Consider the following 21,887-nt stretch of genomic DNA (forward strand, 5'->3'; position numbering starts at 1 on the left):
ATCATCAACTGAGATCATGGCTACAGTAGAATTTATTCGGAGACAAATGGAAAAGCTGTCTAGTTGACGACTGAATATAATGTCTTTGGTTAGCAATCTGGCTGTCTTGTGACGTAAATTTAGGGTGAGAGTTGAAAACAGAATTGAGTCTGACTCTGTTCCGGGCTGCTTGGCGTGGAACGCGGCCGACGTTGATCTGAGCCAATTACAAACCAAATTGTCTCAGATACAAGTCTTATTGTAAGTGCTAAAGCACCAACAATAATTTGGCGGCTGACGCCAAGATCCCTCCACGCCGTCTGGAGTTGAGTTGGCACACTTTATTCTTGTTAGTGTTCAAGGCAATATTGTGGGATTGCGTTTAGCATTCAAATTGGGTCACATTTTCAATTTAAATCCCTTACGCCAAAAGCCGGCACCTATCACAACTTGCTGAAACGTGTTCGAGGTGCCAGACTGCTAGGTGTAATTTAATTATTCACTCGATCTGGTTGCACCAGCTCAAGCAAATAATTGAAATTACACTACACAGTCTACCCGGCACCTGTCACAACTTGGTTGAAACGTGTTCGAGGTGCCAAATGGCTATGGCTAATTTAAATATCTGCTCGATCGGTTAGCACCGCTCAATCAGATATTTGAAATTACCCTACGCCAAAAGCCCGGCACCTCTCACACTCTGTAACTAGTAGTTTAGTTATTTGTCGTATATAATTGAGGTTAGGAATTGAAAGGCAGGATATCAATGGCGATTACCCCGTTATTTAGCGTTATAATGCCGATTTATAATTTAGAGAAGTATATTGATCGGGCTGTTAAAAGTATTTTAAATCAATCTTATCGTCAATTGCAGATCATCATTATTGATGATGGTTCGACTGATCAGACGCCGCAGCATTTGGCTCATTGGGCTGAGGTTGATTCGCGTGTTGAAGTTCATCGTCAAGAGAATCAAGGTATTTCGGCCGCTCGAAATTTCGGGATGACCTTTGTTAAGGGTGATTTTCTGACGTTTCTTGATGGGGATGATTGGGTCGAGCATCGCTATATCGAATATATGGCGACGGCTTTTCGGCAGTATCAGCCAGATATGGTAATTTGCGGTTACGCCATCGATCCACCGCATCGAAGCGCCGCCACGAAAGAAGAATCTGGTATTTTAACACGTAAGGAAGCAATTGGTCGGATTTTAAAATTGGGCGGTAGCGTTCGCGGTTACACGTGGAATAAGGGCTATTTGATTGACGTGATTCGCACCAATAATCTCCAGTTTGACATTCATATTGGTTTAATGGAAGATCAGCTATTTAATGTTCAATATGCCAATCTTTGCGAACGGTTCTATTTCGACACGCAGCCGTTATATCATTACGTGCAGCGTTCTGACAGTATTATTCATGGTTTCGATTTGCAAAAAGTACCGGACAATTTTGTTGCTAATTATCGGATTTTTCAAGAATTAAATCGCGCTAAAAGTAAGACTGTGTCATCTATGACCTCACAAAAAAAGACAGCTCAACAATTAGCCCGTCGCAAAGCACGGCGACAACGACGGCGGGCGTTGCAAGCTGCCAATGAATTAACTTCGAAAATTACGGATTTAGACGATCGCGTACGTGATATTTAATCACCGGGGCATTGTCAACATCTTGTTGATGGGCATCTTTCTCAAAATAAACCGCAAATGAGTTTTCTTGAGTGGCGTCTTCAACAATAATCAACGGCGATTGTAAAACGTTACGTTCCTTAAAGATTTCGGCACTCCGTTGAGCAGCTGCAAAGTCATGAGCATTAGCAATGGAATCACCAGGGTTAAAAAAGACATCTTCAGACATATTAATCAGCTCCTTTACTTAAATTATAGCGGTTAAACTGCTAAACAACTAAAAATAACACTTAATTTCGCGGTTTTTCCGGGAATAGGAGAAAGTGGTAGTACGATGGAAATTAACGTTAATCATACAACAATTTATTACGTGCAGAGTGGTCAAGGCCAACCACTAATTTTGTTACATGGCAATGGTGAAAGTCATCAAATTTTTGACAAATTGGTGCCAACTTTAAGTGCCTATTATCAAGTTTTCGCCTTGGATAATCGTGGCCAAGGGAAAAGCGCGCCGGTCCATGAATTACATTATCAGGATATGGCCAATGACGTGGTTGATTTTATTCACCAATTAGGTTTGGAAAAGCCACTGCTGTACGGTTTTAGTGACGGTGGTATTATTGGTTTACTGATTGCCAGCCAGCATCCGGATTTATTAGGCAGATTAATGGTCAGTGGGGCCAATCTCAATCCCAACGGCTTACATAGCGCCGAGCGTTTCTACTATTGGAATTTGCATCTTTGGTCACGACGGCCGGAATTGCGGATTCTCAATACCGAGCCGAACATTACGCAGACTGATCTACAGCGGATTACCGTGCCAACTTTAGTGATGGCTGGTGAGAAAGATTCCGTGAAAATCAGTCATACCCGTTATATTTCTGATCAAATTCCCAATTGCCAGTTAATGATTTTGCCAAAAGAATCGCATGGCAGCTACGTGGTCAATAGTTTCAAATTGCTGCCGATCATTCGTAAGTTTGCTGAAGAATAAATGAAATATAAAAAAGCAGTTCTAAAAGTTACCTCACTTCAAAACTGAGTGAACTTTTGGTCCTGCTTTTTTTTCGCGAAAAATTAAGATCTTGGTTGCAAAATTCTGACCCGCAGTCTGATAGCTGCCGTTTTTAAAATCGACGCCACCTAAATGATGATAAAAACCTAGCGCTTGGCGATTAGTCGCTAAACAGGTTACGGTCAAGGGCAATAACTGTTGTTGGCGCAATTGTTGAAGCTTGGCTTGCCAGAGTAAGCGGCCGACCCCGTGTTTTTGCTGGCGTGGGTCCAAGTAAATCGCATAAATTTCACCTGGTGCAGTTGGTTGCAGCGCTGCTGTATGTTGCGCCCCGCCGGTAATGAAGCCAACGATTTCTTGGCTGGCGTCGATGGCGACTAGCGCTCCAGCTTGTTGATAAATTTGTTGCCATAATTGCAGTCGCTGGTCATATGAATGCTGCTCGATCACGCTGGCTGGTAACAGGTTTTGATAAGTTTGGTGCCAACTTGCCACATGAATCCGGGCGACAGCAGCGGCATCACTTTGTACCATTGGTCTAATTTGCATCATTATCTCCTTAGTTGAGAACGGCAGGGGCCCAGCGATTTTATGGGCGTGGAACGCTGTGGCCATCGATTTGAGCTTATTGCTAGCGCAACAATCTCAAATACGAGGCTTATTCTAAGCAATAAATTGCTAAGAATAATTTCACAGCTGACGCCAATCGCTGGGCCCCTGCCTAGATTGAATAGTTGAATTGCTCACCGCTGATTTGAATAATCGCTGGTAACAACTTATTAAGTCTAACTGACGATCTTTCAAAACAAATGAGATGTGGTTAGTCAAGATTGCTAAGATCACTTTAAGCTGTCAGCTCAATTTAAATCAAGCAGATTTAACCCGCTACAGTTGCCTTAACATCTAGCCAAAGTGAAGTGAACCACTTCAACTCCAGACGGAATGGAGGGCGTGGTTGTCAGCCGCCAAATTATTGTTGGTGCTTTAGCACTTACAATAAGACCTGTATTGAAGACTTTTGAAAAAAGGCTTCAATCAGCGTCGGCCGCGTTCCACAACCAGCAAGCCCGCAATGCAGTCAGACGCAATTCTGTTTTATCGCCTTCACTAAGGGCTTTGAACCTTTCTGAGAGCAACGCGCCATTAATTGCCATAAACAATTTGTTGAACTTTTTGGGCAATGGTAGCGACTTCGGAAAAGTCCATGTAACCAACGCCCTTCGTCATAATAGCCAGCAAGTAACGCTGACCATTTGGCAAGGTGACAATTGCCGCGTCGTTATTATAATCTTCATACCAGCCAACTTTGTCTTGGACAGTAGCTTCTGGAGTTAGGCTAGCAACTGCTGCGGGGATGCCGTCACGATAAACTTGGCTGGCCATATCGTCGAGGAGTTTTTCACGGTAGATTGATTGGGTAAAAGGTGCAGTGCCGGATTGTAACTTTTTCAAAAGGGCGATTAAATCGTTGGTGCTTGTTGCTGCCGGATCATCATCATTACTGAAAACTGCGCCCCAGCCTAATTGTTGATAATAGGCGTTCAAAGTGTCAGCACCATAATCGGCCAGTTGTGACTCAGAATAATCGTTGGCACTATCAACAATCATTTCGGTGAAGCCTGTCTCATCGTCATCGGTCCAAGTGCGGTTGCCGGTGGCGATTTGGTCGAAGAGATAGGCACTAATGAAAAGTTTGTAGGTGCTGGCCGCCACGCGACGATCGGCACCATTGACATTGGCCGCCAATTTACCTTCAGCGTAAATTGACGCGTCGTTGGCATTAGCAGCGTCAGAACCGGCCAATGGCGCCAGATTATAAAAGCTAACGGCAACATTGCCATCAGCGCCAACTTGATCGAGGTACTTTTGCAGACTGGTTTGAATCGCCTGTTGTTTCATAGTCACAGTCAATTTAGGGTTGTTGGTAATTGTTTTTAGCGCAGCTGTATCTTGATGAACAGTATTCGCGTCAGTACTAGTCTTGGCTTGCGGTGTCCGGATTAAATTACCAATGGTTTGACCATGAATGACACCAGTTTGAATACCCACCATCAGAAAAATAATTAATAATGTTAGAACACTACTCAGAGTCATTAACCATTTTTTAGATAATAACCGCTTCACTTGCTACGCCTCCGCTATTTTGTCGACTACTTGTCTAGACATGATAATGCTCATCTTAGCATATTTATACTCAAATTCATGATAATTATTGAAAATGTCTAAGAAACGTCACAATTCAATTTTTACACGATTAGTTAACCGTGAAACTTGAGCTTATTTATTCGTTTACTGACGATTAATTAGTATAATGACAACCAAGGAGGCGGTATCGTGTCTATTTATGATTATGAAGTTCAGTTGGCGAATGGTGAGACTTATTCTTTAGCTAAATATCGCGGTCAAGCCATCGTCATTGTTAACACCGCAACGAAATGTGGTTACTCGCCACAATTTGCGGATCTTCAAAAGCTTTATGCGACTTATGCTAAGCAGGGATTGATGGTCTTAGGCTTTCCGTCCAATCAATTCAAACAAGAATTAAAAGATAGCGCTGATGCCGAGCAAGCTTGTCGAACGACATACGGCGTCACGTTCCCAATGCATGAAATTGGCAATGTCAACGGCAGCAAGGCGCAACCGTTATTTGATTATTTGACGCATGACACGGCTGCTGAAATCACGGGTCGGATCAAATGGAACTTCACGAAGTTTCTGGTAGATCGTCAAGGCAATGTTGTCGAACGGTTTGATACTAAGGTGAAGCCCGAAGCAATGGTGCCAGCAATTGAGCGAGTACTGAATGAGGATTAATTAAGGCTTGGTAAAATGGTCTTCGATTTGAATCTATAATCGGTTTTAGGCAGAATAACGGACAACTCCGTTACGGCCGGCGGGTTGTGGAACGCTGCCGACGCTGATTGAAGCCTTTCTAATGAAAGTCTCCAATACAGGCCTTCTTCTAAATGGCTAGCGCCATCAAGAAGAATTTGGCGGCTGACAACCCGTCGGCCTTCACTGCGTTTTGAGCTAGGCCGTGCCATTTTAGATTTGTTTGATTGTTAGACAATTCAGGTAAGTGTAGGTACCAGTTATTCCACAATTCTCCGTGTAAATTACAAGGATTGTTAACCACTACAGAAAAATATTGTAAACAAATAACCCAATTGGCAAGTTTTCTGGAATAAAACTAGAAATCGTTAATCGGGTTATTTGTTTGCTCTTTTAATTATTATCACAAATTGAAGTGAGTTCTGAATCCCGCCAACACTGCCTTAAACACTAAAAACTGTGCAGTGCACTAACTCAACTCCAGACGGAATGGAGGGCGTGGTTGTCAGCCGCCAAATTATACTTAGCGATTTATCGCTTAGTATAAGGCTCGTATTTGAGATTGTTGCGGAGCAATAAGCTCAAATCGATGCCGGCCGCGTTCCACAACCAGCAAGCCCGGAATGCAGTCAGACGCAATTCCGCTTCAACACCTTCACTAGGTTTTACTGTTTTAAAACATCGATTCTAAATAATCAACACTATGTGCGATACACATAGTGAGTCGTCATAATGATTAAGCAAATTTGAAGATTAGTACGTCCAATCAGCTTTTTGCCAGCTGATTCAGCTATAATATAAGTAAATAGTTGCACGAAGGAGTCGCACATGGCAGCATACATTGAAGTCATTAATGAAGTTAAACAATATCAAATGGGCGCCAGCCTGATTGTCGCCAATGATCATCTTAATTTTGCAATTAATCAAGGTGAGTTGGTGGTTATTTTGGGTCCCAGTGGTGCGGGCAAGTCGACTGTTTTGAACATTCTTGGCGGCATGGATCAACCATCTGCTGGGCAAATTATTGTTGACGGCACTGACATTGCCCAATTTAATGAGCGACAATTAACGGCATATCGACGTACTGATGTGGGCTTTGTGTTTCAATTCTACAATTTGATTCCTAATCTGACCGCTTTAGAAAATGTCGAATTAGCGACGGCGGTGGCGCCAAACGCCCTGGATCCTGAACAGATTCTTCGGCAAGTGGGGCTACAGGATCGCTTAGATAATTTCCCGGCTCAATTATCTGGTGGCGAACAGCAGCGTGTGGCTATTGCCCGAGCTTTAGCGAAAAATCCCAAGTTATTATTGGCTGATGAACCAACCGGCGCTTTAGATTATCAAACGGGCAAACAGGTTTTACAGTTGCTCCAAGATGCCAGTCATCAGCAAGGTCAGACTGTCGTGATCATTACGCACAACGCGGCGTTAGCGCCAATGGCCGATCAAGTGATTTATATTAATGATGCTAAAGTTCGCAAGATTGTCCGTAACGAACAGCCGACGCCAATTGCTGAGATTGAATGGTGATGGCCATGAAACAGAAATTACAATTCAAACGATTGCAACGCCAAATTCAGAATAATTTAGGCCGTTTTTTGGCAATCGTCTTAATTATTTTATTAGGCGTTTTATTATTTGTGGGCATCAAATCCAGTGGCCCCGATTTATATCAACACGCCGAAGTCTACTTGCAGCGCCAACAAGCAAGTGATGTCCAACTGATCAGCACAACTGGCTTCAGTACCACCGACGTGAAAAAATTACAAGATCAGCCACAATTACAAGTCGAAGCTGGCCAGAATCTAACGGCTCTAACGACTAAAAATAATCAAACGGTGGCCTTACTTTCGTTGCCTAAGACATTAAATCAGTTGCAAGTGACCCAAGGACGCTTACCGAAAACTGCTCAAGAAGTGGTTCTTGACGCCGAAGCTAAGCGAGCTGGTTATCGCCTAGGACAAACGTATCAACTGCAAAAAACGACTGGCCTGGCGCGGACAACTTTCAAAATTGTTGGCTTTGTGGCGTCACCACTGTATTTAAATAAAACTTCGCGGGGAACGACCACGATTGGCGATGGCACAATTAATCATTTTGCCTATGTGACCACGGCCAATTTCACGAGCAAAGTTGCCACGCGAGTCTACTTGCGTTTTCCCAAATTAGCTAGCTTAAATCCTTTCCAATCTAATTATCAAACTAAGGTTAAGCAGCGGTTAAATCAATTAGCCCCGCTATTTAAAAAATTACAGACGCAACGAACAACAGATTTAGCAGCGTCTGGTCTCGCCAAAATTGCCTTACAACAAGCGCAATTGGCAGCAGCAAAAGCCCAATTGCAACAATTACCAGCAGCTCAAGCAGCCAGCCAATTAGCTACGCTTGACCAACAAGCGCAACAATTAGCACAGGCGACCAAGCAAGTTAAGCAACAAGCCAAAACGACTTATTATCAGACGACGCGTCATGATGATAGCGGCTTTAGTACGTACGGTGAACTGGCGGAACGCATTATGGCGATTGCTAATGTCTTTCCAATGTTCTTCTTCTTGATTGCAATTTTGGTGACTTTCACAACGATGACGCGCATGGTCGAAGAGGATCGCAACCAAATTGGGGCGTTGAAGGCGCTGGGCTATACCAAAGGAGAAATCAGCCAAAGTTATTGGTGGTATGCGATTATTGCCGCTTTATTAGGCACGGTTTTAGGTGGTGTGCTTGGCAGTCAGACGTTACCGCGGATTGTTTTCAAAATGATGCAGAATCAATTCAGCATTCCTGCAACGAATTTGGTTTGGGATTGGCCGACCTTCGCAATTGCGGCTGGCTTAGCTTTGTTCTCAACTTTAGGAGCGGTTTTATTTAGCATTCAGCGCGAATTACGCGCCGTTCCAGCAACACTGCTATTGCCACGAGCGCCGAAAGCTGGCAAGAAAATTCTGTTAGAGCGTATAACACCCTTGTGGCGTCGGCTCAGCTTTAATCAAAAAGTCAGTTATCGAAATTTGTTCCGCTATAAAGCGCGGATGTGGATGGGCATTTTAGGAATTGCTGGTGGTACTGGCTTGATTCTGACCGGTTTTGGTATTCGTGATTCGATTGACCACTCTGGTCAAAGCCAGTTCAGTCAAGTGCTGACTTATCAGGCTGCCTTCACTTTTAAAGATGCTGCTCAAACAAGTCAAGTGGCGCAAATTCTTGCGGCTGATACCAAAGTGAAACAGCGTGTGCCAGTTACGGCCGAAATGGTCAAACTAGCACATCAAACTAAGCGAGTGAACGAAGTGACGCTGTACGCAGTGAAAAATCAGCAGGCTTTGGCACCGTTCATTCATTTGTCGACGCCGCTAAATGATCATGGCGCCGTTCTGAGCGAGAAAGCCGCTGAATTGTTAGGCGTTCAAGCAGGGTCCACTTTGAAATTAACGACTGATAACCAACAGCCAGTTACTGTGAAGGTCACTGGCATTACCACCAATTATGCTGGGCACTTTATTTATTTGACGAATCATTATTATCAACAACAGTTCAAGACACCGCCAGTTGCAAAGACTTGGCTAGTGAAGACCCAGCAACTCACAGTTAATCAAGAAAATGCGCTGGCCAAAAAAGTACTGGCCACTAAGCAAGTCGTTAACACCAATTTCTTGTCCACGCAAAAGCGGGCCGTGGATCAACAAACGCAAATGTTGCAATTGATTGTGGTAATTTTTATTGTGTTGTCGGGATTGTTGACCTTTATTGTTTTATATAATTTGACCAATATTAATGTTTCAGAGCGCATTCGTGAGCTGTCAACGATTAAGGTCCTCGGCTTTTTTGACCGGGAAGTGACCTTGTACGTCGCGCGGGAGAATGTGCTGTTAACAATCATGGGTATTGTGATCGGTCTGGGTTTTGGTAATTTACTGACGCGCTTTATTTTGCGTCAGGCGGAAACTGAACAAGTGATTTTCCCATTGGCGATTAGTTTGACCGGTTATTTAACGGCAATGGGGATGACCGTGGTCTTTACGCTGATCGTCATGTTGGTCACGCATCGACATTTACGGAAAGTTGACATGATCAGTGCGCTGAAGGCCAACGATTAGTTTAATAATGAAATTGTGGGAGTAGCGTTTTGATTCGATTAATTAGTTTCTGAACTTCGGTTGAAGTGGCAATCTTAGGATTAAGCAGATAAAATTCTCGGCGAAAATCTGGGGATAATTGTTGATAAGGCAGCAGTGTGTCCACAATTGAGCGTTTGGAAACAATTGCCTTGCCAATTCGGAGATTAACTAATTTCGCAATTAAATTGTCGTCGTTAACCTTGAGTAAATGGGTTGGACGTAGATGGTGCTCATTAAAATAACGTTCAGTATATTCGCGTTGGGTTGAACCGGCACCAGCAATCAGCCACTCTTGACTTTCAAGATCGCCAGCAAGGACTAATTCGTCAGAGGCAAAAGCCATCTGTTCAACTTGTTGCGCCGCAAATGGTTTTTCTAGAATACCAAAGGCGATTTCGTGCTTCATAATTTCTTCTAAGATATCTTCAGAGTCGGCAGTAATTATCTCAAAATCAAACTCATCAAAATAGCTTTGAAGATTCTCCATTAGTTTCGGTAGCACAAATAAAGAAGTTGTCGGTGAAACACCAATGACACAGCGAATCCGCTTGCTGTGGTGGCTACGTACGAGGTGGTTCAGTGAGTTCTCCCAATTTTGTAAGATAATTTGTGAGTCACGATAGAAACGATTGGCATTATCAGTAGGGACGAGCCCCTTATTACCATTACGAATAAATAGTTGCACGCCAAGGCTTTCTTCAAGCTTTTTGATTTGAATCGAAACATTAGGCTGGGTCACGTAAAGATCCTTGGCCGCCTTAGTGATTGAACGGGTTTCGTATACTTTTTGAAAGACAGTTAAATCTTGAAACATCAGTCTAACACCTCATTATAAAAATCATTTATGTATGCATATAGTAAAATAATATCACGAATTTATTGTGAAATAAAATATTTGAAAATTAATCAAAATATCGGGATACAACAATGATACTTATGCTGCGATGTTGACTAATTTGACAATTATGCCGTTTATTTGAAAATTATTCACAATTAATTTTAGTCTTAATTCACATGCTGTCGAGAAAACATTAATATTATTTATGCTAAGCTAAAACCGAGATATCTTCAGCTGAACAACTCATTGGTCTTATTTTTGATTAACTATTGTTTTAGGGAGAAAGGGATGGCGAGATGAAACATCTTGATCGCGTTTTGGGTTTTGCATTATTAGCAGTTCTCTTAATTGTCGCACCATTTATTTTACCAAGTAACATGCATTATATTCGTTTAATTTTTGGATTAGCTTTGGGTTACATTTTATCAAGATCATATACTGGTTTTGCCGGTAGTGTTAATCGGGCTTACAACACTGGCTCGACTAAATTAATGCGAACTTTAATGTTTATGTTTTTTATTACTTCGGTGGCCGTAGCCGGTTTCTTAGTATTGGAACCAGATATTGCCAAGTATGGATTATGGATCAATCCAATTAATTTGGGTTTGATTTTAGGCGGGTTATTATTCGGTTTTGGCATGGCTTTTTCATCTTGTTGTGCCTCTGGGGTTATGACAGACTTGGCCACTGATTTGCCACGAGCCGGCATTACGTTGATTTTCTTCACAATTGGAGTATTTATGGGCTTTCCATTGCAAGCGACGCAATCTTGGGTTACAAAATCTTGGTTTACATCAGCTACTGGTGCAAAATTTGCGCAGGGTGTGTTTATTCCAGATTGGTTTAAAGGCGGTATTTTAAACGGTTACTTGGGAGCGGTGATCGTGACTGGTATTTTCTGTGCCTTGGTCACATACTTGGCTTTCCGTTATGAGAAAAAACGTCATAACAGTGGCACATACACTGGCGTACTTTCGGAACGCGCTCAAGACATGCCTAAGCAAACTGATGTGGCAAAATTCGAATTACACAGTGGCGATACGTATGATGCACTTTTCGTACGACCATGGACGTTAAAGCAAGGCGCAATTGGCTTGACAATGATGTTTGTCTTAATGATGGCAATTACTAAATCCGGTTGGGGCGCATCAACGCCTTATGGTTTCTGGTTTGGTAAAGTATTGCATACTTTTGGCGTCTCGGGTGCTAGCTTAGCGGCGTTTACGCATCAAGAAGCGGCGGTCTTCACTGGCAGCTGGCTAAGCAATCCAATGACTGTTCAAGATTTCGGTATTTTCTTAGGTGCAGCCATTTTTATTTTAACTTCTGGTTTGTTTAAAGAAACGATGCATGCAGTGCCAAGTTTGACAGTAAAAAGTACTGCCTTGTATGCACTGGGTGGCTTTACGATGGGCTTTGGCACGCGACTAGCGAATGGCTGCAATGTTGGTGCATTATATAGCCCAATTGCCGAATTCTCACTGTCAGGTTGGATTTTCTTAATTGTTTTAGTTCTTGGCGGAATTATTGGTAATCGACTTTCTAAAGTTCTTTATGCTTAGAGCGCGATTGAAATTGACGGAAAAATCGTGATTGTTTTCAAAAATGTGAACTAGCTTAATCTAAACCGTTTCCTAGCATAGTAACGGCAGCGTTCCACGACAAGCAGCCCGAAATGCAGTCAGACACAATTCTGTTTGATCACCTTAACTAATATTTTTAAAGTTATTAGTACATGTTATGGAAAGAGTTAAATCATGATGAGTTTTTACTGAAACGTGTTCGGAGCAGCAGTTGTCTATGCCTAACTTAAATATTTCAATGATCGGTTGGCACCGCTCATCAAAATATTTGAAGTTACGCTACGCCAACTACCGCTACTCCTCACACTCTATTGAAACGTGTTCGGGTCTGCAGCTTGCTATGGATAACTTAAATATTTCGATGATCGGTTAGCACCGCTCATCAAAATATTCGAAGTTATCCTACGCCAGCTACCCGCAGCCCCTCACACTCTGAACTAGGAGGTTAATTTTATGTCTAAGAAGATTGTTATTGTTGGTGGTGTTGCTGGAGGTGCTTCTGCAGCAGCACGGGCACGGCGGTTAGATGAAACTGCGAAGATTACCATGTTTGAGCGCGGACCACATGTGTCCTTTTCTAACTGTTCTTTACCCTATTATTTAGGTGGGTTAATTGACGACGCAGATGATTTGGTGATGATGTCACCAGAACAATTTGAGAAGCAATACAACATTGATGCCCAGGTCAACTCAGAAGTAGTCGCTGTTGATCCAGCGGCTAAGATTGTGTCTGTTAAGCAAACACAAACTGGTGAAATGAAACAAGTTAATTATGACGAACTGGTATTGTCACCAGGTGCGAAGCCGGTAGCTCCTGCCTGCATCAAGGGAATTAATCGCGACAATGTTTTCACTGTGCGCAATGTGGTTGATATTAAGAAAATTCATACGTTTCTTGAAGTCAATCATGCGACTGATGTGGCAATTGTTGGTGGTGGTTTTATTGGCCTTGAAATGTGTGAGAACTTAGCTCATACCGGACGTCATATTTCATTGATCGAGGCCGCTGATCATGTTATGGGGACGATTGATGAGGATTTTGCCCAATTAGTTCATAAAGAACTTTATGATCACGGCGTTGATGTGATTGTTAAAGAAGGTTTGGCAGAAATTACTGCTGATAAAGCGATTCTAGGATCTGGTCGTGAAGTGCCTGCTCAGGCGGTGATTGTCGCTATTGGTGTGGCTCCGGAGACAGAATTAGCAACTAAAATTGGCTGTAAGCTCGGTTTAACTGGTGGCATCGCTGTTGATCAACATTATCAGACGTCAATTCCTAATATTTATGCGGTGGGCGATGCCATTGAAATAACCCATATGTTAACGCGCAAGAAAACACGCTTGGCTTTGGCTTTCCCAGCGCAGATGGAAGCACGAGATGCCGTTGATCATATGTATGGTCGACCGATTCAAAATCAAGGCGTGATTGGTTCAGCCGCGATTCATATTTTCGATTTAAATGTGGCTTCAACGGGTTTAACTGAACACCAATGTCAAAAAGAGGGGATTGATTTCCGCTCAGCAATGGTAATTCCTAAGAGTCGCGTTGGTTTAATGCCTGATGCAACACCACTTTATTTGAAACTAGTCTTTGCTTATCCGAGTGGTGAAGTGTTAGGGGCTCAGGCGTTAGGAAAGTCCGATGTCGACAAGCAAATTGATATTGTGGCCACGATGATCACGATGCATGGTAAAATCTCTGATTTAACGCATCTAGAAGTTTGTTACTCACCTTGGTTTAGCACCGCTAAAAACGCGGTTAATATGGCTGCTTTAGTTGCTGAAAACATTTTAAATGGTGAGTATGAACAAGTACCGTTGACAGAAGTTCGTAAGTTGGTTGAGAAGAAGGCTTTCATTATTGACGCTCGTGAACCAGATGAATATGCGGCAGGCCATATCATTAATGCCGTCAATATTCCGCTAAGTGAATTCCGCCAGCGTTTAGATGAAATTCCTACTGACCAGCCGGTTTATATTCACTGCCTGTCCAGCCAACGTAGCTATAACATGGTGCGCGCATTAGGCAATCTGGGCTATCACAATGTTTATAATATTGTCGGTTCATTCTTAGGTTTATGTGAATACGAATATTTCCAAGATCAAGTCACTGAACGGCAACCAATTGTCACCAATTATCGTTTTGATTTACTATAACAATTAAAGTCAAAAAAGGAGGGGCTAAGTGGTGGCTAAAAAACGACGATTAACAATCTTAGTTTGGCTGATTTTACTGATTGTTTGGGAACTGGTCACACGATTGCACTTAGTCTCAGCAATTTTGTTTCCCGCACCTGAAGAAGTTTGGCGGACCTTCGTTGGTATTTTGCGTCAAGGGTATAATGGGATTCCTTTTTGGCAGCACTTAGGGATTACTTTATTGCGTTTATTTAGTGCCATCATTTTGGCAATTGTGACGGCAGTACCTTTGGGATTGGCCTCAGGAATGTCAGCGACAGTTAATGGTCTGGTTGATTCGCTGATTCAATTTTATCGACCGATTCCGCCATTGGCTTACTATACGTTATTAATTCTCTGGTTTGGAATTGGCGAATCTTCGAAAATCATTTTGCTGTATTTAGCCGCTTTCGCTCCGATTTATTTGGCTGGGGTTGAAGGGGTTCATAATCTAAACCAGGATTATCAACTCAGTGCCCAGTCTCTTGGCGCTTCGAAAAGTCAAATCTTTCGCTGGGTGATTTTTCCTGGGTCCTTACCAAGTTTGTTCACAGGTATTCGCACGGCAGTAGGTGTTTCTTTCTCAACATTGGTTGCCGCCGAAATGGTGGCGTCAACGTCGGGAATCGGCTGGATGGTCATTGACGCTTCCAAATATTTAAAAAGTAGTGTGATGTTCTTAGGTATCCTAATTTTAGGTGGCTTAGGTCTGTTGCTGGATTGGGGTTTGCGTCGTCTAGAAAATGCGGTTGTTTTCTGGAAGGGACATCAATGATGAGAAAACTGAGACGCTTTATCCAGTTATTAGGATTACTCATTGTGGGCATTTTTTTAGGCGGCTGTCAGTCAAAGGCCACGACAGAAGTACCTAATGAAATCCGCATCGGTGTTTTAAATACACCTAATGACGTCGCCGTGGCGCGGCAATTAGGTTATTTTCAGGCGGCCTTTCCTAAACAAAGAGTTAAATTCATTACCTTTGATTCTGGCGTTGATGCTAATAAGGCATTGCTGGCTGGCGGGGTTGATTTTGCGACGATGGGTGATACTAATGGTGTGGTCGCCTTGGCGGCTGGCATACCGGTGCAACTTTGTTGGATCAACGAAATTTGTGGCGCTAATGAGGCCCTAGTTGTGCGTAAAAATTGTGGTATTAAGTCGATTCATGATTTAATTGGTAAGAAAATTGCCACGCCCTTTGCTTCGACGGCACATTACAGTTTAATGGTTGCCCTAGAACAAGCTGGAATTCGTGATCAGGTCACCTTGCTTGATTTAGATACCCAGAATATCGTCGCAGCTTGGCAACGTGGCAATATTGATGCAGCGTATACTTGGCAGCCAACTTTATCGCAGCTATTACCTGAGTCTGACGTTTTAGTAGACAGTGCCGCCTTAGCAAAAACTGGTAATTCCACGGGGAACATTACCTTGGTTCGGCAGGAATTTGCCCAACAACAACCACAACTTACTCAGCGATTTATTGAAGTTCTCAATCGTGCCCATCAACTGCGTCAAACTGATTATGCGAAAACCGTGCGCGCTGCGGCTAAGCAAACAGGCATTAGTGTGGCTGAAGCTAAGTTGCAAATGAACGGAACAAGTTGGCCGGGCTTATCGGCCGAGTTTTCGCCAAAATATTTGGGTACTCAAGTCACAGTTGGCCAGTTCGTTAAAGAAATGCAGCAAACGGGTGTTTTTATGGCGCGACAACAAACAATCAGTCAGGCACCAACTTTAAAGCAATTTGATCAGTTTATTTGGAAAGGTGGCTTGTCCTAATGTCAGCTTTAGTCACTGCGACTCAACTTAGTTTACGTTATGCCACTACAGCTGATCCGATTGTAGCAGCGACGGATTTTACGATTGAGCAACAAGAAATTTTAGCGCTAGTTGGGCCATCTGGTTGTGGCAAAAGTACTATTTTAAAGGCGATTGCCGGTTTTATTCCGCATACAGGTGAATTACAAATGGCCACCCGTGAAATTACCGCACCGGGGAGTGACCGTGGTGTAGTTTTTCAGAATGCTTCCCTTTATCCATGGCTAAATGTGGCTCAAAATGTTGCCTTTGGTTTGCGGGCAGCTAGTCAACCAGTTGCAAAAATTGACCAACGCGTGCAGCAACTGTTGCAATTGATCGATTTACAGGCTCAAGCGCAGCGACCAATTTTTGCACTATCTGGTGGTATGCGCCAGCGTGTAGCCATTGCCCGCGCACTAGCACCACAACCGCCATTGTTATTGTTAGATGAACCTTTTGGTGCTCTGGACGCTTTTACTCGCCAGAAAATGCAGCAACTAATTCTAGATATTTGGCGGCGCGAACAAGTTAGCATGTTGTTGATCACGCACGACCTAACTGAGGCTCTGCGCTGTGGTTCTCGGATTGCTGTGATGAGCAAGCAAGCACATAAAATTGTTAAAATCTATGACAATCCCTGCCAAGGAATGACTGCAGATGAATTGGCCAGCCCCTTGATTGAACCCGCAGCAATGCAATTGCGACATGAGATTTTGCAGGTAATTAATGAAACTGCTGCAGAATAAATTTTCGCTAATAATAAAAAACTCGTTGACACTGATTAAAATCGGCAGTGTTAACGAGTTTTTTTGAGTAGATGTGATAGCAAAATTAGCGTTTAATAACTTTTATTGGCGGTGCTTCTTATGAATATAAGTAACAATTAATTCGACGGCAATCACTACCAATGCAATCACAGCAATAATTGCCAGCGCGATACTTTGCGTAACGATGGTTTCAGGGTAACCTGAGCCATCAGTGCGGCGAATTAAGACAACAACTGCTAAAATTAACAAAATTAAGGCGCCAAGACCATTGAGCCACCAAAATGTTTTTCGTTTCAAAACGATTCCTCCATCTAAGTCTGTTAGGAAGCAATTAATTTTTGCCAGTAGTGGTAGCCGACTGTCGCAGCGATACCAAGACCGCTGAGCAAATAAATAACCTGCAAGCTAAAAGGTATTTTTAGAATATTCGACGTTGCCAGAAGAATCATTAACAGACTGACGCAACTATCAAGTTTTAGCAGCCAGCTAGATAGTTGTGGTTGACGTTGATGCTGCCACAATAGTCCCAGTAAGATGACAATCAATAAATCTGAACAGATTAACATCATGGCCGAGGTGGCCACAGTTAGCCGACCAATAATCAGCATTGCCAAGACTGGCCCCAAAAGGAACGCTGATTTGCGGCCAACGACTTTGCCGGGCTTTTCGCTAACTAAATCTAATAATGAGTCAGTTGAAACTTGATAAAGTTGGGCCAAACTTCGCATCATCAAAGGGTCAGGTAAATTCCGCCCCGTTTCCCAAGTGGAGACAGTTTGCCGTGAAACATATAAAGTATCAGCAACTTGCTGCTGGGTTAAATGTTGCAGTTGGCGCGCGTTTTTTAAATTATTGGCTAATGAAAATTCTGACATGATCGAATTCCTCTCTAAAATAGTTAAATGGTGTGAAAATAGCTAGCAAGGATAACTAGCATTGTTGATCTATCAAGGAAAATTAGTAATGAGATCGGCACACTAATGACTAATGTTGATCGTATAATCTGGCACTGCGTCTTTTTTTCAAAAATTAAGTAGAACAATATACATGTCAATATGACATATATAGTTTACACCACTAGCTAAACACGTTATGCTTTTTGACAAGGAGGTTAGATATTAATTGAAAAATAAACGCTTAAAGTTAGCCAGAGTTGCCGCTGATTTAAGCCAAGCAGAATTGGCTGAGCAGGTTGGCGTCACTCGTCAGACAATTGGTCTAATTGAAGCGGGTCGCTATAATCCTACTTTAAAACTCTGTATTGCGATTTGCCAAGCACTAGATAAAACATTGAACGATTTATTCTGGGGGGAATAGTTATGAAGATTAAGGATGAACGGATTGTGAGTGCTAGCCGCCGCATTCTAAATGAAACGTATCTGTTAGTTATGACGTTTGCGTTGGTATCGCTATTCAGTAAGTATTATTTCTTGAAGTTACCAATGAGTAGTTATGTGACTGAGTTAGTGATGATTGGTGGCAGTGTGCTATATATTATTGTGCGGCAGTTGACGCTGGGTTTAGAAATTATCCATTCGACTCACCAAGCCAAACTGTGGTGGAGCTTGGCCGCTGTTGGTTTAAGTATTCTCGCCACAATCATTGCCGGTTTTCAAAATTATCAACAGTATCACGCTAAATATCAAGGTGTGTTCGACAAGCATTTTCTAATGGCACTAGTCTTCCTGTTTGCTGCTAATTTGCTGCTCACTGGTGTCATCATTGCCACGTTATACTGGCTCAATCGTCGTGGGCAGGCATCTTTTGAACGGCGGATCAATCGTTAAACACGCAATCCAATCAAATAACATGAATCAGTAAGTCCGACTAAATAAATAGTCGGATTTTTTCTTGCCGTTTTTTCATTCTCAAACGTTATCTATAGTGTAAGCAATTCACGCCGGCGAATCAGCTTAACAAAATAAAATTCAATGGAGGTTTTGAAGATGGCAACAAGTTGGCAAGCGACCACGATCGCTTTAGAAATGAAAGGTGAACATTATGAAGACGGCGTCATGTTCCGTCGTTTTAACAAAATCGTTGCAGCACCATCGGCAGCGCAACTAAAGACCTTGGGCACGGCCCTGGCTAAATTAGGTGTGGCCGATCAGTTAGGCGATGCTGAAGTAACTGTCAAGCAATTGGTGAGCTTTGATGATCAAGAGGAAGGTGAATAAAGATGAAACAATTACAACTACAATATCAAACATCACAACAGAAGAAACGGACATTGACTGTCAATAACGTTAATCAGGAACTTGAGCCGGCAGTTGTCCGTGAACAAATGGCGGCAATTTCTGCCAGTCAACTGTTCAAGCAAGGGGATGAAGAGCTTTACCATGAACCATTGGCGGCTAATTACGTTGAACGAATTGTGACCCCAATTTTCTCAGTAAAAACTGATGTTGATGAAAAATAATTTATTTTTTCTTAAGGCGGTAAACCATTGATATATCAAGCTAAATTGGCAGTTGTCTAGACCAGGTGACAGCGTTGTCATCTTAATTTGGTGCGTGTGTTACACTTCTGTAACATTAAAGCGTTATGATAGGGGGTATTCAAGAATGAGCTTTAGTCTATACTCGGTTTTGGAAAAAAGGGGAATACTACATTATGACGCAGAATAAAACAATGGCTTCACTTATGATCGGTATGGGTGTTCTGGCAACGGCTGCCTTGGCAACCCAAAAGACCGACGAAACTCAAGCAGCAACTCGGAAAGTAGGTTACGCCGAGGGGGCGACTACTGTTTGGACCAGTCCAGAAGCTGGACAAAAGGTTAAACGGTATTTATTACCTAATCAATCCGTTGAATTTGTTGCGAGCAAGAAAGTTTATAGCCAAACTTGGTTACAAACAACTGACGGTGGTTGGGTACCAGAAATGTACCTTGCTGCTGAAAGCACAACAACTACTAATACAAATGCAGCAACAACTAATAATGCTGCTAACACAACAGCAACTGCTCCAGTAGCAACAACACCAACGACACCAATTGGTACTTTAACAGCAACTTATCAATCAGGTGCAACTACAGTTTGGCAAAGTGTTGGCTTCTCTAATGTCAAAGGTTATTTGGCTACTGGTCAAACAGCTCAATATGTTGCCACTCAACAAGCTAACGGCGTAACTTGGTATCAATTACAAAATGGCGGTTGGGTATGTGGTAGTTTCGTTGCTAATGGCGACCAATCTGCCCAAGCACAACAACCAGCTGCTTCAACAGAAACAGCTCAAACAACTGAGAATACGCAAGATACAACTGCTACAGCACCAGCTACGGAAACACCAGCAGTTACGACACCTGCACCAGCTGCACCTGCTGAAAGCACAACAACTGAACAACCAGCTACTGATACGACAACTAATGCTGATACTGCTGCTACTAATAATGCTAATAGCAACACGACAGTAAACACAAACAATAATCAAACAACTAACACAAATCAAAACAATAACACCACAACTAATAACAACAGTAACCAAACACAAACAGTCACAAAACCTGTTACACCAGCACCAACAACACCAAGCACAAATAACAACTCAGCTGCTAAGGCATCACGTGCAGAAATTGTTAATTATGCCAAGAACTTTATTGGTGTCCCATATGTTTGGGGTGGTACTACACCAGCCGGTTTCGACTGCTCTGGTTTAGTTCAGTACGTTTACGGTCATTTTGGTATTAATTTACCACGGGTTACTTACCAACAAGAATACAGCGGTACTGTTAAGTCCGTTGCATCAGCACAACCTGGTGACTTATTATTCTTCGGTGACCGTGGTAATACGTATCACGTTGCTATCTCACTTGGTGGCGGTAGCTACTTACACGCACCAACGCCTGGCCAGAATGTTACAATTGGCTCAACTCAATGGTTTGCACCTTCATTCGCAATGAGCGTTCCTGGTGTTTACTAGAAAATAATATTTGCAGAATAATGAGATCTCATCTTTGGATGGGGTCTTTTTTGTTTTTCCAGCGAGAGTAAGACTTGCTGAATAAGATTGACGTTCTGGTTTAGCCACTGATGTTACAGATAATCTAAAAAATGTTAACATTGATCGTTGCTTAACAATTCCATACCTGATACGATATGGGCATCAGGAGAAATATGCTCCAGATAAATAAGAATTAAGGTCGTACAGTTAAGTGTTAATTTTCTGTATGTGGATTAAAAGAAAGAGATTTAATTTATACCCTTCTCCTGAAATAATTTTTAGGAGGTATCAATTGAATAAAGATGTAATAAATACTCGCGATTTATATAATCTATGGGAGGTTCAGTGGTGTCTTAGCAAGGGAGATCTTTTAGCGCCTTGGTTACGGACCAAAATTCCTATTCATAGGAAGTCTGAAGTGATCAAGGACTTTTATGCATTGATCAACTACGAGGTCGATAATCCTGAAGGAATAAAGGCGCTTGTTATTGCACCAAATGAAGTGTTTTTCTCGACAAAAAGCACACGTGAATTAATGCAACTGCGGATTAATTCTCATATTATTGATGTGTTCTTTGATCGACAATTACGTGATTTCTTAGAAGTTCCAAATAATCGTGAGTTATCTTCTTGTTTTGGCAACTCTGTCATGATGCATTTATCAGGTGTCTCAAGTTCAAAATGTGCCGATTGGGTTGCGCTGCACCATATTGCTGAAATTATTCCGGTGATTGATGGTTCAGAACGCTATTTTGTTTTCTGCCAGCAATTTGCTTTACGTTTACCGGTGCAATCTAATTTCAGTCAGCGTTTAGTTGATGTCACTAAAATGAGCAGTCGTTCGATTTTTGCACTGCATTGTATTGGTGAGCAACTCAATTTGAAACTGACGATCAAACGTTCAAATCCGAGTATTTTACAGCGTGCTGACACTCAGTATGCATACCTGCAAGCATCTGTGACTGAGGCAGAAATCATCCGCTTTCGGCAAGCCATTGAGCGTGTTATTGTGGCACAAGTTTGTACACACCCTGAGTTAACTGAATCAATGGCAGTTTTTGATAATAGTATTGATTTTTTTCAGAAATCGATGCAACGGCAACATAAATTAAATTAATTTATGTTCGGAACAGTCCCTATAATTAGCTTTAAGTGCTAGACACTGAAGTTAATTATAGGGACTGTTTGTTATCTAAATCAGGAAT

At 42.3% G+C, this 21,887-nt stretch carries 22 protein-coding genes; 16 read left to right on the forward strand and 6 right to left on the reverse strand.

Annotated elements, in window-relative coordinates:
* The first annotated feature begins 727 nt into the window (after nt 1-727).
* The gene (locus EKM82_RS08650; protein WP_125768072.1) at nt 728-1,627 is read left to right on the forward strand and encodes a glycosyltransferase family 2 protein; all 900 of its coding nucleotides are present in this window, start codon (nt 728-730) and stop codon (nt 1,625-1,627) included.
* Here the strand turns inward: EKM82_RS08650 and EKM82_RS08655 are convergent.
* Nucleotides 1,593-1,835, reverse strand: a complete 243-nt coding sequence (locus EKM82_RS08655; RefSeq protein ID WP_125768074.1) for a hypothetical protein — start codon at nt 1,833-1,835, stop codon at nt 1,593-1,595. The genes EKM82_RS08650 and EKM82_RS08655 overlap by 35 nt on opposite strands.
* Nucleotides 1,836-1,940: 105 nt before the next feature.
* Between EKM82_RS08655 and EKM82_RS08660 the strand changes: the two genes are divergently transcribed.
* Nucleotides 1,941-2,600 (forward strand): alpha/beta fold hydrolase, encoded by a 660-nt coding sequence (locus tag EKM82_RS08660; protein ID WP_125768076.1) that lies wholly within the window; start codon nt 1,941-1,943, stop codon nt 2,598-2,600.
* A 33-nt stretch (nt 2,601-2,633) separates the two neighbouring features.
* Here EKM82_RS08660 and EKM82_RS08665 read toward each other — a convergent pair whose 3' ends face one another.
* Nucleotides 2,634-3,170 (reverse strand): GNAT family N-acetyltransferase, encoded by a 537-nt coding sequence (locus EKM82_RS08665; protein WP_164508192.1) that lies wholly within the window; start codon nt 3,168-3,170, stop codon nt 2,634-2,636.
* Nucleotides 3,171-3,764: 594 nt separating this feature from the next.
* Nucleotides 3,765-4,745: a serine hydrolase gene (locus tag EKM82_RS08670; protein ID WP_225419699.1), complete on the reverse strand. Its 981-nt coding sequence runs from the start codon at nt 4,743-4,745 to the stop codon at nt 3,765-3,767.
* Nucleotides 4,746-4,955: 210 nt separating this feature from the next.
* Between EKM82_RS08670 and EKM82_RS08675 the strand changes: the two genes are divergently transcribed.
* The 3 genes from EKM82_RS08675 (at nt 4,956) to EKM82_RS08685 (ending at nt 9,550) form a co-directional block, all read left to right on the forward strand.
* Nucleotides 4,956-5,435 (forward strand): glutathione peroxidase, encoded by a 480-nt coding sequence (locus tag EKM82_RS08675; protein WP_125768080.1) that lies wholly within the window; start codon nt 4,956-4,958, stop codon nt 5,433-5,435.
* An 846-nt stretch (nt 5,436-6,281) separates the two neighbouring features.
* On the forward strand, nt 6,282-6,986 hold the full coding sequence (locus tag EKM82_RS08680; RefSeq protein WP_125768082.1) for an ABC transporter ATP-binding protein: 705 nt from the start codon (nt 6,282-6,284) through the stop codon (nt 6,984-6,986).
* Nucleotides 6,987-6,991: 5 nt separating this feature from the next.
* Nucleotides 6,992-9,550: an ABC transporter permease gene (locus EKM82_RS08685; RefSeq protein WP_125768084.1), complete on the forward strand. Its 2,559-nt coding sequence runs from the start codon at nt 6,992-6,994 to the stop codon at nt 9,548-9,550.
* Nucleotide 9,551: 1 nt separating this feature from the next.
* Here the strand turns inward: EKM82_RS08685 and EKM82_RS08690 are convergent, their stop codons facing one another.
* Complete coding sequence (locus tag EKM82_RS08690; protein ID WP_125768086.1) at nt 9,552-10,385, reverse strand: LysR family transcriptional regulator; 834 nt, start codon at nt 10,383-10,385, stop codon at nt 9,552-9,554.
* 320 nt (nt 10,386-10,705) lie between these two features.
* On the opposite strand from EKM82_RS08690, the gene EKM82_RS08695 reads away from it, so the two are divergent.
* The 5 genes from EKM82_RS08695 (at nt 10,706) to EKM82_RS08715 (ending at nt 16,719) form a co-directional block, all read left to right on the forward strand.
* Nucleotides 10,706-11,971: a YeeE/YedE family protein gene (locus tag EKM82_RS08695; RefSeq protein ID WP_125768088.1), complete on the forward strand. Its 1,266-nt coding sequence runs from the start codon at nt 10,706-10,708 to the stop codon at nt 11,969-11,971.
* 474 nt (nt 11,972-12,445) lie between these two features.
* The gene (locus EKM82_RS08700; RefSeq protein WP_125768090.1) at nt 12,446-14,149 is read left to right on the forward strand and encodes an FAD-dependent oxidoreductase; all 1,704 of its coding nucleotides are present in this window, start codon (nt 12,446-12,448) and stop codon (nt 14,147-14,149) included.
* A gap of 31 nt (nt 14,150-14,180) precedes the next feature.
* Nucleotides 14,181-14,945: an ABC transporter permease gene (locus EKM82_RS08705; protein WP_225419700.1), complete on the forward strand. Its 765-nt coding sequence runs from the start codon at nt 14,181-14,183 to the stop codon at nt 14,943-14,945.
* Nucleotides 14,942-15,952 carry a taurine ABC transporter substrate-binding protein gene (locus EKM82_RS08710; protein ID WP_125768094.1) on the forward strand — a complete coding sequence of 337 codons (1,011 nt, stop codon included), beginning with the start codon at nt 14,942-14,944 and terminating at the stop codon, nt 15,950-15,952. Before EKM82_RS08705 ends, EKM82_RS08710 begins: the two co-directional genes overlap by 4 nt.
* Nucleotides 15,952-16,719, forward strand: a complete 768-nt coding sequence (locus tag EKM82_RS08715; RefSeq protein ID WP_125768096.1) for an ABC transporter ATP-binding protein — start codon at nt 15,952-15,954, stop codon at nt 16,717-16,719. Before EKM82_RS08710 ends, EKM82_RS08715 begins: the two co-directional genes overlap by 1 nt.
* A 102-nt stretch (nt 16,720-16,821) precedes the next feature.
* Here EKM82_RS08715 and EKM82_RS08720 read toward each other — a convergent pair whose 3' ends face one another.
* Both EKM82_RS08720 and EKM82_RS08725 read right to left on the reverse strand, forming a co-directional pair.
* Entirely contained in the window at nt 16,822-17,037 is a 216-nt protein-coding gene (locus tag EKM82_RS08720; RefSeq protein ID WP_125768098.1) for a DUF3923 family protein, read from the reverse strand.
* Nucleotides 17,038-17,060: 23 nt separating this feature from the next.
* Entirely contained in the window at nt 17,061-17,615 is a 555-nt protein-coding gene (locus EKM82_RS08725; RefSeq protein WP_125768100.1) for a helix-turn-helix transcriptional regulator, read from the reverse strand.
* A gap of 247 nt (nt 17,616-17,862) precedes the next feature.
* Between EKM82_RS08725 and EKM82_RS08730 the strand changes: the two genes are divergently transcribed.
* The 6 genes from EKM82_RS08730 to EKM82_RS08755 all read left to right on the forward strand — a co-directional run bounded on the left by EKM82_RS08730 (nt 17,863) and on the right by EKM82_RS08755 (nt 21,799).
* Nucleotides 17,863-18,057, forward strand: a complete 195-nt coding sequence (locus EKM82_RS08730; RefSeq protein WP_125768102.1) for a helix-turn-helix transcriptional regulator — start codon at nt 17,863-17,865, stop codon at nt 18,055-18,057.
* A 2-nt stretch (nt 18,058-18,059) separates the two neighbouring features.
* Entirely contained in the window at nt 18,060-18,527 is a 468-nt protein-coding gene (locus tag EKM82_RS08735) for a DUF6773 family protein (RefSeq protein ID WP_125768104.1), read from the forward strand.
* 159 nt (nt 18,528-18,686) lie between these two features.
* Nucleotides 18,687-18,917: a hypothetical protein gene (locus tag EKM82_RS08740; protein WP_125768106.1), complete on the forward strand. Its 231-nt coding sequence runs from the start codon at nt 18,687-18,689 to the stop codon at nt 18,915-18,917.
* A 2-nt stretch (nt 18,918-18,919) separates the two neighbouring features.
* Complete coding sequence (locus tag EKM82_RS08745; protein ID WP_125768108.1) at nt 18,920-19,159, forward strand: DUF2922 domain-containing protein; 240 nt, start codon at nt 18,920-18,922, stop codon at nt 19,157-19,159.
* A gap of 194 nt (nt 19,160-19,353) precedes the next feature.
* On the forward strand, nt 19,354-20,661 hold the full coding sequence (locus EKM82_RS08750) for a C40 family peptidase (protein ID WP_125768110.1): 1,308 nt from the start codon (nt 19,354-19,356) through the stop codon (nt 20,659-20,661).
* A 313-nt stretch (nt 20,662-20,974) separates the two neighbouring features.
* Nucleotides 20,975-21,799 carry a hypothetical protein gene (locus EKM82_RS08755; protein ID WP_125768112.1) on the forward strand — a complete coding sequence of 275 codons (825 nt, stop codon included), beginning with the start codon at nt 20,975-20,977 and terminating at the stop codon, nt 21,797-21,799.
* Nucleotides 21,800-21,887 lie beyond the last annotated feature (88 nt).

This window comes from Lapidilactobacillus wuchangensis, assembly GCF_003946645.1.
In the GTDB taxonomy this organism is placed as follows: domain Bacteria; phylum Bacillota; class Bacilli; order Lactobacillales; family Lactobacillaceae; genus Lapidilactobacillus; species Lapidilactobacillus wuchangensis.

Excerpts from the sequence above, each read along its gene's own strand:
- EKM82_RS08655 (WP_125768074.1), bottom strand. The coding sequence starts at position 1,835 with ATGTCTGAAGATGTCTTTTTTAACCCTGGTGATTCCATTGCTAATGCT.
- EKM82_RS08660 (WP_125768076.1), top strand. The coding sequence starts at position 1,941 with ATGGAAATTAACGTTAATCATACAACAATTTATTACGTGCAGAGTGGT.
- EKM82_RS08665 (WP_164508192.1), bottom strand. The coding sequence starts at position 3,170 with ATGCAAATTAGACCAATGGTACAAAGTGATGCCGCTGCTGTCGCCCGG.
- EKM82_RS08680 (WP_125768082.1), top strand. The coding sequence starts at position 6,282 with ATGGCAGCATACATTGAAGTCATTAATGAAGTTAAACAATATCAAATG.
- EKM82_RS08685 (WP_125768084.1), top strand. The coding sequence starts at position 6,992 with ATGAAACAGAAATTACAATTCAAACGATTGCAACGCCAAATTCAGAAT.
- EKM82_RS08690 (WP_125768086.1), bottom strand. The coding sequence starts at position 10,385 with ATGTTTCAAGATTTAACTGTCTTTCAAAAAGTATACGAAACCCGTTCA.
- EKM82_RS08695 (WP_125768088.1), top strand. The coding sequence starts at position 10,706 with ATGAAACATCTTGATCGCGTTTTGGGTTTTGCATTATTAGCAGTTCTC.
- EKM82_RS08700 (WP_125768090.1), top strand. The coding sequence starts at position 12,446 with ATGTCTAAGAAGATTGTTATTGTTGGTGGTGTTGCTGGAGGTGCTTCT.
- EKM82_RS08710 (WP_125768094.1), top strand. The coding sequence starts at position 14,942 with ATGATGAGAAAACTGAGACGCTTTATCCAGTTATTAGGATTACTCATT.
- EKM82_RS08715 (WP_125768096.1), top strand. The coding sequence starts at position 15,952 with ATGTCAGCTTTAGTCACTGCGACTCAACTTAGTTTACGTTATGCCACT.
- EKM82_RS08725 (WP_125768100.1), bottom strand. The coding sequence starts at position 17,615 with ATGTCAGAATTTTCATTAGCCAATAATTTAAAAAACGCGCGCCAACTG.
- EKM82_RS08735 (WP_125768104.1), top strand. The coding sequence starts at position 18,060 with ATGAAGATTAAGGATGAACGGATTGTGAGTGCTAGCCGCCGCATTCTA.
- EKM82_RS08740 (WP_125768106.1), top strand. The coding sequence starts at position 18,687 with ATGGCAACAAGTTGGCAAGCGACCACGATCGCTTTAGAAATGAAAGGT.
- EKM82_RS08745 (WP_125768108.1), top strand. The coding sequence starts at position 18,920 with ATGAAACAATTACAACTACAATATCAAACATCACAACAGAAGAAACGG.
- EKM82_RS08750 (WP_125768110.1), top strand. The coding sequence starts at position 19,354 with ATGACGCAGAATAAAACAATGGCTTCACTTATGATCGGTATGGGTGTT.